This is a genomic window from Clostridium thailandense (assembly GCF_019207025.1).
Lineage (GTDB): Bacteria > Bacillota > Clostridia > Clostridiales > Clostridiaceae > Clostridium_AM > Clostridium_AM thailandense.
On the sequence record NZ_JAEEGC010000021.1, the window covers coordinates 37,584 to 49,829 of the forward strand.

The following is a 12,246-nucleotide window of genomic DNA, read 5'->3' on the forward strand; positions in this document are numbered from 1 at the left end:
CAGTCAATTTTATTACATTTTTTCTATTTATTGTTATATAATATATATTAAACACACTATATTTACCTTTATTATATCACATTGTTAAATAATATTTTTAAATACTCTTTGTAAACTATATTAGTGTAAAAGGAGATTTCTCATATGGAACTCAAAATTAAAGAGCTACCAAGCGTAGAAAAAGCCTTGAATTTTGATTTAGAAGAATATGCAACAATGTTATGGTCAACAAAGTATGGTTTGTGGAAATGGGATATTCTAAACAGTAAAATTTACTTCTCTGATAGATGTTTTGAAATGCTTGGATATAGCGAAAATAATATATATCCTTATATATCACATTTAATTTATAAAGATGATATTAAAGATTTTTCTGATAGCCTATGCTATCACATTAAAAATAAAATTGATATATTCCATTTCGAGGTCAGACTTGTAAAAATTGATGGAAGTTATATCTGGTCTTATATAGAAGGTAAGATCTTATATGACAAATGCGGAAAAGCTTTAAAAATGCTTGGTTCAATCTCAAATATTACTCACCGAAAAAAATGGAAAGATAATCTTTATAAAATAGCTTTTTATGATACTCTCACTAAACTTCCTAATCTAAATAAACTTAAAAGTGATCTAGAAAAATTATGCCGAAGTAGTAATAGTTTCTCAGTAATAACCTTAAATATTGATAATTTTAGGACTATAAATAATACTTTAGGTCATGATATAGGTGATAAATATCTAGAAAAGATATCTATGCTACTTCAAACCTTTTGTAGTAATAATTGCTCAGTGTATAGACACTCTGGAGATGAATTTGTATTTATACTGAAAAATAAGGATGCAAGCCAAGTTGTAGAATCCTTTGCTAATCTAGTTCAAAAAACATTGTCTAATAATACCTTCTACATTAAAGGTAATGAACTAAATATAACTACCACTATTGGTATAAGCATTTTTCCTGATCATACTTCAGTACCCTCCGAACTTCTTAGGTTTTCCAGTAGTGCTATGTATTATGCCAAAAACTTTGCTAAAAGTACTTATATAATATATAATGACACTATTTCTTTAATAGCTCTAAAAAAATCAAAACTCGAAAATAATTTAAGAGTAGCACTAAATAATAATGAATTTGAAGTTTATTATCAACCTCAAGTAAATATAAAAAATGGTAAATTAATAGGCATGGAAGCTCTTTTAAGATGGATCAAACCAGATGGAAGTACAATTATGCCTTCAGATTTTATCCCTATAGCAGAGGACACAGGACTTATAATATCATTAGGTGAATTTGTACTTAAAGAAGCCTGCAGCCAAACCAAGTTATGGCACACAAAATATAGTATTCCACTAAAGATTTCTGTAAATATATCTGAAAAACAACTGGAAAACAAAAATTTCGTATATATAGTCTCAGATATTTTGAAAGAAACTAAACTCGATCCAAAATATCTTGAATTAGAAATAACAGAAAGCTCTGCCATCAAGGATTTTAATAATATTGTAGCACTCCTCAATAAACTTAAAGATATAAATGTAAAAATAGCTTTAGATGATTTTGGTACCGGATACTCCTCCCTCAGCTATTTGAAAGAGCTTCCTTTAAACACAATAAAGATTGATAAAAGCTTTATAGATAACATCGAATGCGATCAAAAGAAAAAGGCAATAATAAAATCTGTAATAATTCTATCTCATGATATAGATTTGAACATAATATGTGAAGGTGTAGAAACTGAAGACCAGTTAAAATTTTTAAAGAGCATTAACTGTGATGAAGTTCAGGGATTCTATTTTGGAAAACCCCTTTATGCTGAAGAATTCGAATGTAGGTTTTTGAAATAGAGTTGTACCCCCGAAAGTAGGCTTATGCTGCATATAGAGTTGAACTGCCGAAACTTAGCTTACACTCCGGGATATGTTGCCAAACTTCGGCACTATAAAAACTTTTTGTCAGTCTAAAGTTCAGCATTTTGAAACTCTAAGAATCTTTGATAAACTCGTACCTCAAACATATCAAAACTTCTAAGACTTTCTAAAATGCTTCACTAAGACTGACTAAAAAGTTTTTATATGTGCTTTCAGTTTTGGCAACATATCCCTGCGTATAAGCTAAGTTTCTAGTTTCATTTTACTTCATATCTGAGTACATATCTTCAAAAATAATAAAAGATAATGTTTATTAGAATCGTAAATTAAACTGCATCTTCCTTTTTGCTGCCTAAGAACTGGATTCCATCTGCTTCAACTTGGGTAATGTATTTTTTCGAACCATTTTCAGTGGTATAGCTTCTTGTAACTATTTTTCCGCTTACTCCAATAAGTTTTCCTTTAGTAAGATGAGGACTGATTTTGTCTGCATGATTACTCCAGTAGACAACTGAAATAAAGTCTGTATCTCTTTCACCATTTTTCTTAGGGAAACTTCTATTTACAGCAAGTGTAAATTTTGCTACACCTCTTGTACCATCATCAAGCTGTACGAAATCTGCATCCTTTGTAATTCTTCCTATAAGTACTACTTTATTCAATGTTCAAACCTCCTAATTAGTTTTCTACAATTATGTCCACATTATGAGATTTTAAACATCTACTGAGGATTTCCGCATTTGTCGCAGTATTGAGCTTTTTTATCTATTAAGACACCACAAATTTTACATTCTTTTTTGTTTTTTAATTTAAGTATCTTCTTTTTAATTTTTCTCTTTTCTTCTTCCAATTCTTTAACTTCTTCACAGTATTTAACTATTTTTTCCGAGTCATATTCTTTGCTTTTATACATTTTATATACTTTTTTACCTATTTCCATATATATATCATTTATCGCATTATTATAGGATGCCATTGTCAGTGATAGATCCGAATACTCTATCAATTCTTGTGACTTCTTAACTGCTTCATCAGCACCCTCTTTTAGAGAAAGTTTTATTAGTTTTAATTTATTACTCATTGACATAGCTAAATATCATCGCCTTTAAGAGCCCACACAGGGTATAAAGGAACATTTTTTAAATTTCTAGTACTATCCGCTGCTGCTTTGATCAGATTGTATTGTCTTAATCTTTGATTAACTACTTTCCAATTTATATTTTTTATGAATATATCGATATATTTACTACGATCTGTTGCAAAATCTAAGAAATATGCATGTTCATAAACATCCATAACTAATAAAGGATACGAATTCCACACTGCTCCGACATCATGGGCGTCTGAACCAAAAACATGAAGTCTATTATCTAACGGATCTATAGCAAGGATAGCCCATCCCCTAACGGATAAACCAACTTCTTTAAGGTATCCAAGAAAATCTTCAAAGCTGCCAAAATCTCTTTTTATTAATTTTACTATTTCCCCTGCCGGATTATTAAAATCTCCTGTCATGTTTTGAAAATAAAGCTCGTGCAGCTTTACTCCATCAAGAGCATAAGTTTCCCCTAATTTTAAGCTTCTCATCTTACTATAAGTAGAATTACTGTTTGGAAAATCCTTTGCATTATTTGGAATGTTCCATATTTCATTCATTTTTGACACGTATCCCTCATATAACTTATAATGCTGCTGCAGTTGCTTTAATGTCATCCCCTGTACTGATGAAAAATTATATTCTTTTGGTGTTAATTTAAACACTTTTTATTTCTCCCAATAATATTAATTCACAATAATTATATTCTATAGCAAGTGAAAATGTACCAACATTTTATAGAGTTCCAGCATCGAAATTTAACTTATAAAAAATATTCATTGGTAATAGCTAACATAAGTTAAATATTTTTTAGAGGACAGAAGACAATTGACATAGGACAGTTAAGGAGGATTTTTCTCCGCTGTACTACGAAAAATCTTTAATTTAAAAGAAGCTCCTGTCCTCTTGTTTCGCAGGACTACTTTCTGAGTATCTGAATAAGCGATGTTTTGCATTCGCAAAACAAGCCTAAAAAAATAAATTAGCTTTCTGACGTAAGGAAGAAAACTTACCTTCACTGGCCTTTGTCAATTGTCCTCTAGAAATATGTTTTCATTTTCCAATTATTACCGATAATTCTCATAGTATAAGTTAAGTATCGGCCTTGAGTGTCTATAACTCTACACTACACTTGTAATTACTAAATTTATACTTTTTACTAAATCTATTTCGTAAGGTTCTATGTCCTTCTTTTGCTCATCATATATAACTCTTATTATAGGTCTATCTGGAAAATTTTCATTTTGCCTTACAACATATCCTTCCACTCCATTTGATAGCTTAACACAGCATCCTAATGGATAAACTGAAAAGGACTTTCTGAATACTTTTACTATATTTTCATCAAAAATTGTACCACTACCTGCTAGTATTAATTCATAAGCATCATTAGGACTGAAGGCCTTCTTGTAGTCCTTACTATTAGTAATCGTATCATATACATCACTTATAGTAATTATACGTGCAAATTTTGATATAGCTTTTCCTTCCAAGCCATAAGGATATCCTCTGCCATCCATTCTCTCATGATGCTGCTGAACAGCTTTTATTATGTTATCTGAAATTCTTAAATTCTTTTTAATGAGCATAGCTCCAAGATAAGGATGTTCTTTGAATCTTGCTAATTCCTCTGCATTTAGATTACCTTGTTTCTCAGCGATTTCTTTAGGAAGCTGAGTTTTTCCTATATCATGAAGTATAGCCGCCACTCCTAGTTCTTTTATAGAAAAACGATCCATTTTCATTGCATGTCCAATAAATGTGGCCATTATACATACATCTATACTATGTACATAAGTGAGATTACTACTTGTTTGAATATCATATAGACTTTTATTTATATCTGCATTTTCTTGAATGTAAGTTATTAATTCCTCAACAGTTTTTATGTAATCAGACATAGATTTCTTATCAGAAATCATATTTGTATTCTTCATTATTCTAGACATATTTTCTAAAGTAGTTTGTTTTAATCTACTTATCTTTTCATCCTCTACCTGTACATCCTTCAGCCTTTCGTCCTCTACATAAACATAAAATATTCCCATATCTCTCATTTTTGTAATGTAGCTCTCTGTAAGCCTTGTACCTTCTCTTAACAAAATTCTTCCATCACCAGTAAATATATTCTTACCCAATAGTTCATTTCCATTTAATCTGTCTATAAATTCTAATTTCATAAGTTCACCTCACAAATTGTAATATCTATTTTTATCATACAATATACGACAAGTATTTTCAAATGGTTTTAAAAACCGTTTTTAATTAAACAACAAAATATTTTAAATATACCTCCTTGTTATTTGGAAGGAATTATAAGACAAAATGCCGAATAATTTAATCTATATATATCGGAAAGGCAGGTAAAAACTATGCTAATATATTTTTTGTTATCTATAATACTTTTTTTATCTGTAATAGAATTTATTACTGTTCTCTTCAAACTAACAGGTCTATCAGAGGAAAAAGCCCGATTCCAGGTAATATCCCTTCTAACAGGTGCAGGTTTTACAACAAAAGAAGCTGAACTTATTACCCAGCATCCTCTTCGTAGGAAACTAGCACAATTGCTTATGCTTTTGGGATATATAGGTTTTTTAACTGAAACCTCTTTTTTAGTAAATATAATTAAAAATTCTATGAATATACGTAATATATTTATATTAATATCATTTTTTATAATCATCTGGTTAGTTTCAAAAAATAGTCTATTATTATCCTTTCTAGATCATATTATAGAAAAAATAGTTTTAAGAAAATATACACGAAAAAAATCTGTTGGAAAAATGTATAAATTGGTAAATAGAGCAAAAGGTTATGGTATATATAACATAATAATCGATGACAATTCTCCTTTGGTAGGAATCTCTCTTATGAATTCTAATTTAAAACCTAACAATATGATAATTTTAAATATAGATAAGGGTAATGAATTTATTGGTTTTCCTAGGCGTGATTATATATTAGAAAAGGGAGATAATATTTTAATATATGGAAAAATAGATCAAGTAATAAAAACCTTTCATCTTAACCAAAAGACCAAAGACAAATAATATTGAGGGATGCCTATATAGACATCCACGGACGAAAGTAGACTTACACTCCGGTATATGTTTCCAAGCTTCAGCACTATAAAAACTTTTTATCAATCTAAAACTTGGTATTTTGAAAATCTAAGAACATCTGATAAACTCGTACCTCAAACATATCAGAAGTCCTAAGATTTTCTAAAATACTTCGCTAAGATTGATTAAAAAGTTTTTATATGTGCCTTCAGCTTTGGAAACATATACCTGCGTATAAGTCTACTTTCTGGTGTGGATATCTATAGATAGTTAACTCTAGAACTGAACTTATCCAATTTGCTATATTTATTGAAAGAAGCAGTGTTTTTAACACATATAAAATACAAAAATGACAAGTTGGTACTTGAATAGGTTAATCTTTAAAGTTAACGATCTATATATAGTCACTTATAACCAAGACTTAACTTGTAAAAAACATTTATTGCTAACACAAGTTAAGTATTTTTTAGAGGACAGAGAGCAATGAAGGAAGAAAATTCATTTAAGACAATTTTGTCTGTAAACTCTACAATTGTAGCCTTTGTATTATCCTTTAAGCCTAAATCCCGTCTTATATTCAAATTCTTCTCTTATGCTTTCTATTTTATCTTTCTCTAAGCTTTCAGCTTTAAGTTCTACACTTAACTCTGATGCATTAAAAGATGGATTTTTCTTTAAATTTATACCCGTTTTTTTGCATAACATTGCAGCAAATCTTATTATTTCATTCTGATTTGAAGCTTCTGATATCTTCATACTCCACCCTGTTTTACTTACTAAGTCTTTAATCTTGCTTTTATACCTCTCTCCTATCATAGGTGATATAAAATAAAGTTCTATATATTTCCTATTACCATTACTTTTTACACCTTTTTTATATGGCTTAAATTCCTCCTCTGCAAAACTTTCATCTATTAATTTTAAAGCTTGATTTTGTTCTATAGCATTATCTTCAGCTTCAATAATACTACTAAGATTTTTCTCTATATTTATTCCCGGATTTTGCAAAAAGAGATCCAATCCCGTTTTTTCCTTAAACTCTTCTAATTTTTGTTTTTCTACCAAAAACTCAGAATTCAATATTGCAATTACATTTTTATCTTCAAGCCTAAAGGATATTTTTTTAATATCTGCATCATATAAAAATTCTCTCATCAAATCTTCTACTGCATTTATATTTACCTTATTGCTTATTTCTACCTTCCAACCCGTATTTCCCTCAAACTTCTCACATACTTCATATATACTCTTATCTATAACATAAGGAAAATCGAAACTTAAGGAAACCTTTTTTTCTTCATATATCAAACCAGCCTTTTTAAAAGCATACTGATAAAAATATTCGTTAACAAGCTCATTCAGCTCATTAGGCTTTAATTCTCTTTCCTTAGTGTCTTCCTCTACCTGCTCTGATGTTTTAGCCTTGAATAAAAATAGTCTTCTTAAATCTGTTTCAAAATAAACACACTTCATTATAAGTCTTTGTGTTTTCTCTATGTCTTCCTGTTTTATTTTATTGTTTCCACTCCATATGTATATCAAATCTTCTACAGTAAAAAGTCTTTGACTATAATTCTCTAGGACAAATCTCCACAGTACTTCTAAATTGGTTTCATTCAGTTCCTCAGAAGATTTTATAATATTGGGCATTTGCTTTTTCCACTGTTTTCTAGGATTTCTTATATTTATGTCGTAAGTTTCTCCACATTTAGGTGCATATATTTTTCCTCTAACCTCCGAAGATAGCTCACTGGCAAAACCTTCTATTATTTCTCCATCACCATGTACCAAAAATATATTATTAGGACTTAATAAATTTACAAGTGATTTTATCTCTCCCTTATCACCATGAGCAGAAAGACCAACCTTTTCTATTTTACATCTCACTGGAATGCTTCTTCCGTTTATCTCTAATATCCTCTCTTCACTATCTAAGAGATTCAATAGTTTCCTTCCTGGTGATTCTTCATCCTGATATCCAGTTATGACTATATATGCTCTCTCCATAGACGCCAACTTTTCAGCATAATATTGGCTTGGTCCTCCTGTAATCATTCCAGAACTGGCTACTATTATACAGGCTTCTTTGTCTTCTGCTATTTTCTCCCTAAGTTCCTTTTTATCTACTGGAATTATATTATCATCATAAAAAGGTTCTACACCTTTTAATATCTTTTTAGCTAGAGAATTTCTCAAATACACAGGATTTAATTTATACACTCTGTTAATATCCTTAATCATACCGTCCACGTATATATTAATTCCCTTTATTATCTTTTTATTAATAGCTTTTTTTAGAATAAGCAGAATTTCCTGCGCTCTCCCTAATGCAAAAGCAGGAATAAGCATTTTTCCTTTATTTATTTCACATTCCCGTACTAACTGTATAAGTCTCTCTTCTTCCACTTCCCTATTAGAATGAAGTCTATCTCCATAAGTGGTTTCAAAAATTGCCACATCTGGTCTCAATTTCGGTACCTTTAGACCCTCTACGGAACTTTGAGCAAATATTGAAAAATCTCCTGAATAAAATAGCGAGCCATCAGCTGTAGTAATATATACACAAGCAGCACCTGCTATATGACCAGCTATATAAAATGTTAGATTTATTCCTTCAAAAATAGGTAATTCAACCATGTAGTTTATTGTAAAAATCCTATTTAACATATTTTCTACATCCAATTCTGCATAAAGAGGTATCTCAGCTTCCCTGTTATTCATTATCTTTAAGCTATCATATAATAACACTTTCATTAAATCCTTAGTCATATTGTTTGTGTATATTCTGGCATTAGGGTATTCTTTGCTTATTAATGGAAGAGAGCCTATATGATCCAGGTGAGCATGGCTTATAATTATAGCATCAATGCCTCCACACTCCTGAATAGTTCTAAAGTCTGGCAGCGGGTCTTTTGATGCACTTTGTCTTATTCCGCAATCTAAAAGTATATTCTTATCACAAACTTTTACAAGTATACAACTTCCACCAACTTCATGAGCTCCTCCTAAAAATGAAACTTTCATCATATCACCAACCTTATGTCTTATATCGTAAGTAGTATTCCCTAAACTCTTAACTTATCGTTAACAAATTTATCTAATATTTTCCATTTTACTTTATCTATATCTTTAAATTGAAAAGCTGTTTTAGCTTTTTTAGTTACTTCATCAAACTCTCTTCTAATTACTGAGCATAATATTCTTATCTCTTCGTCAATAAACAATGAGAGTACTGCGCTTTCAGAATCGTTTCCATCTTCATAAGTTATAATTTTAATTCCATTTCCACTTATATCTACTGTAAAAGTTTTTTTCATTTTTCTGTAATATGCTGCCGGCACCTCACTAATAGTTTTGTATTCTATTCCCAAAGGAAGCATACAATATTCTGCTGCCATCACAACTTGTACTCTTGGATATTTTCTTCTTTCAATTGAATTTTCTATCTCCGGAAAACTTAGGAGCACTATTTCATAAGCATCCCCTAACTTACATCCGAGCACATCTGATGAGCAAGTATGAGCTTCATTTCTACTAACCAATATAAATCTAATTTTTTGTTTAGCTTCAATAGGCTTATACATATCTTGCCTTGTAGATATGCTAACAGCAAAACAATTCTCATATAAATTAGTAACAGTACCTTCAAAGAAATTTTTATTATTAATAACAAAGTGTATTTCCTCGCCAATTGATAAGTAGTCTTTACTTAACTTTTTCATACAATTCCTCCAGAACACACATAATGAATAACATTCTTATTACATATTTTATCATATTGTACAAAGTTTAAAAACTAAAATAAATTGAACTATGTGTATTACAGAAATAGTTATATTACGACATTTTTTCAATACCGTCCCTAGCTATTTGTCTACTAATCTTCTATTTTAAAATCACCTGAACAAATTCCTTTAAATCCGACAAATGATTTTCAATTATTTGTTTTACTATTTCTAAATTTACAACTTGGTAATCATGAACTGCTATATTTCTAAAGCCTACCATAGCCTTTAAATTTTTCATAAGTTTTTTATCTATTATATCGCTGCTATAAAGCACCTCAAATGCATCTCTACTATTTTGCGGAATTCCAAGTTTTTTTTCAGAAATAATATGCATTGCTAAGTCTATAGAAGCTTCACAAGCCCGCTGTATATTTAAAATTATAGAATCTTGTTTTGTATAATTTTTTAAATTTTCAAAGTCATTTTGATACTCTTCATTTATCCTTTTCATACATCTTTCAATAACTGATATTTTATTCAATATTACATCTTTACTCATATATATGTCCCCTTTGTTCTATACTCTTTAAAATTATTTCTCTTTCTTCATTTAGCAAAGCATAATCTTTAAGTGCATACATTTCAAAATACATTCTTCTTTTATTATCCGAGCAGTATATACTTTCCCCTTTACCTATTATCTGTACTTTAAATACTGTAGAAGCATTTTTTATGTTAATTAAATCTACATCTCGTTTTAATATATCTGCCAATTCCTGAGCCAACATAAAAGTTTCATAGTCAGTAATTTTTTTATCACTCATAAAGGCAATGTCTATATCACTATCCTCTCTAAAATTTCCATTTACACTTGAGCCAAATAGATATATCAGATATGGATTTATATTTTTAACAAGAAAATCTACTATTTTTTGTATGTTATGCTTATCCAACTTCATTTCATTCACCACCAAACTCATATTCCTTATGTTATTTATTTTACCATATTCATTTTTCTTTAAACACAAAAAGAAACTATAAAACATTAATTTTACAGTTTCTAAAAAGTTGGACTCAGCTCTTATTTTTTTGACATAATATTTATTATATTAGACAAAATGCAAACATACAAATTTTATGCTCTTGAATCTATATTATTTCCTAGATTAGGCAAAGCTGATTTTTCAATCATATCTTTCATATTTTGTGCATTCTCTTTATTTGTGTCCATAGCCATTTTTGTCAATGAAATACCTGCCTGCTGCATAGCATTTGCTTGACTCATTACTACTGACAATTCTGGTATATCCATAACAATCCTCCTTTAACTTGTTTTTTATTTTAATTTAAGTTTCCATTATAAATATCGTATATTAAATTATGATTTAAAGAGGTTTTATCAAAATTTTTCTATATTATTACATATAAAAATCAAGTCAAAATCTAATGCAAGAGAATCTCATTAAGCTAAAGTGACTTTAATAATTCTATAACGCCTTTCGCCTGCTGATTAGCTTGCGAAAATAATGCCTGTGCACCTTGAAAGAGAATATTATATCTAGCATATTCCATCATTTCCTTTGCCATATCAGCATCTGCGATCCTTGATTCTGCTGATGTTAGATTTTCTGCTGCATTATTCAGATAATCAGCCCTATATTCTAATGCATTCTGCTCAGCTCCTAATCTTCCTCTACAGGAAGACACCTTCTCTATAGCATCACTGTATATTTTAATAGCATTACTAGCATTTTCAGGATTTGTTACATCTAATGCATATTCTACCACTTTATTTCCGCTTTCATTTGTAACTCCATTATTAGGTTCCTTAGAATCTGCCTTGGCAAATTTAGCTGTTATACTTCCATCCTTAGAAACAACACTTCCTCCAGAGTCTCCACTTATTCCAAGTGCTCTTGCTCTCATATCCTCCAGTTCAATGCCCACCATCTGACCACTACTTGCTCCTACCTGTATCTTAAGTTCATTTGTATTTTTACCATTACCATTTAAAAGTTTTATAGTGTTAAATTCAGTATTGTTTCCTATGTCATTAATTTCAGATGTCAATTGGTTAATCTCTTGCTGTATACTATTACGATCTGTATCATTTAATGTACCATTAGAGGCTTGAGTTGCCAATGCTTTCATTCTTTGAAGAATTGAATGACTTTCGTTTAATGCTCCATCCGCAACCTGTATAACAGAAATAGCATCCTGAACATTTCTTGACGCCTGCTCCAATCCTCTAATTTGTCCTTTCATTCTCTCTGAAATCGCTAAACCTGCTGGATCATCTGCTGCACTATTTATTCTCAAACCCGAGGAAAGTCTCTGCATAACCTTGCCAAGCATATTCATATTTTTTGTCATGTAATTACATGCAATCATTGCATTAATATTATGGTTGATTATCATATAACCACTTCCTTTTATATAAGCAAACTTAGTTTCTAAAAACCTTTTTCATTTAACAAAATTTTATTAC

12 protein-coding genes are annotated in these 12,246 nt (G+C 29.9%); 2 read left to right on the forward strand and 10 right to left on the reverse strand.

Translation table 11 applies throughout. The annotated features are described in order from the left end of the window. Positions 1-144: 144 nt before the first annotated feature. Complete coding sequence (locus I6U48_RS04765; RefSeq protein WP_218319266.1) at positions 145-1,845, forward strand: sensor domain-containing protein; 1,701 nt, start codon at positions 145-147, stop codon at positions 1,843-1,845. Between the two features lie 350 nt (positions 1,846-2,195). On the opposite strand, the gene I6U48_RS04770 is transcribed toward I6U48_RS04765, so the two are convergent. The 4 genes from I6U48_RS04770 to I6U48_RS04785 all read right to left on the reverse strand — a co-directional run bounded on the left by I6U48_RS04770 (position 2,196) and on the right by I6U48_RS04785 (position 5,145). After that, complete coding sequence (locus I6U48_RS04770; protein WP_218319267.1) at positions 2,196-2,531, reverse strand: single-stranded DNA-binding protein; 336 nt, start codon at positions 2,529-2,531, stop codon at positions 2,196-2,198. A gap of 59 nt (positions 2,532-2,590) precedes the next feature. Beyond that, positions 2,591-2,950 (reverse strand): zinc ribbon domain-containing protein, encoded by a 360-nt coding sequence (locus I6U48_RS04775; protein WP_218319268.1) that lies wholly within the window; start codon positions 2,948-2,950, stop codon positions 2,591-2,593. Positions 2,951-2,958: 8 nt separating this feature from the next. Beyond that, complete coding sequence (locus I6U48_RS04780) at positions 2,959-3,630, reverse strand: superoxide dismutase (protein ID WP_376774528.1); 672 nt, start codon at positions 3,628-3,630, stop codon at positions 2,959-2,961. A gap of 456 nt (positions 3,631-4,086) precedes the next feature. Continuing rightward, positions 4,087-5,145 (reverse strand): HD-GYP domain-containing protein, encoded by a 1,059-nt coding sequence (locus I6U48_RS04785; RefSeq protein WP_218319269.1) that lies wholly within the window; start codon positions 5,143-5,145, stop codon positions 4,087-4,089. A gap of 192 nt (positions 5,146-5,337) precedes the next feature. Here I6U48_RS04785 and I6U48_RS04790 point away from each other — a divergent pair, with 192 nt between their 5' ends. Then, complete coding sequence (locus tag I6U48_RS04790; RefSeq protein WP_246615204.1) at positions 5,338-6,018, forward strand: TrkA C-terminal domain-containing protein; 681 nt, start codon at positions 5,338-5,340, stop codon at positions 6,016-6,018. Between the two features lie 558 nt (positions 6,019-6,576). Here I6U48_RS04790 and I6U48_RS04795 read toward each other — a convergent pair. The 6 genes from I6U48_RS04795 to I6U48_RS04820 form a co-directional block, all read right to left on the reverse strand. Continuing rightward, complete coding sequence (locus I6U48_RS04795; protein ID WP_218319313.1) at positions 6,577-9,054, reverse strand: MBL fold metallo-hydrolase; 2,478 nt, start codon at positions 9,052-9,054, stop codon at positions 6,577-6,579. Positions 9,055-9,095: 41 nt separating this feature from the next. Next, positions 9,096-9,752 (reverse strand): PilZ domain-containing protein, encoded by a 657-nt coding sequence (locus tag I6U48_RS04800; RefSeq protein WP_218319270.1) that lies wholly within the window; start codon positions 9,750-9,752, stop codon positions 9,096-9,098. A 163-nt stretch (positions 9,753-9,915) separates the two neighbouring features. Beyond that, entirely contained in the window at positions 9,916-10,317 is a 402-nt protein-coding gene (gene hepT / locus I6U48_RS04805; protein ID WP_218319271.1) for a type VII toxin-antitoxin system HepT family RNase toxin, read from the reverse strand. Next, positions 10,310-10,738, reverse strand: coding sequence for a type VII toxin-antitoxin system MntA family adenylyltransferase antitoxin (mntA, locus tag I6U48_RS04810; protein ID WP_376774529.1), 429 nt, complete (start codon positions 10,736-10,738; stop codon positions 10,310-10,312). Before mntA ends, hepT begins: the two co-directional genes overlap by 8 nt. Positions 10,739-10,893: 155 nt before the next feature. Next, positions 10,894-11,070 (reverse strand): YjfB family protein, encoded by a 177-nt coding sequence (locus I6U48_RS04815; RefSeq protein ID WP_218319273.1) that lies wholly within the window; start codon positions 11,068-11,070, stop codon positions 10,894-10,896. 155 nt (positions 11,071-11,225) lie between these two features. After that, on the reverse strand, positions 11,226-12,176 hold the full coding sequence (locus tag I6U48_RS04820; protein WP_218319274.1) for a flagellin N-terminal helical domain-containing protein: 951 nt from the start codon (positions 12,174-12,176) through the stop codon (positions 11,226-11,228). Positions 12,177-12,246 lie beyond the last annotated feature (70 nt).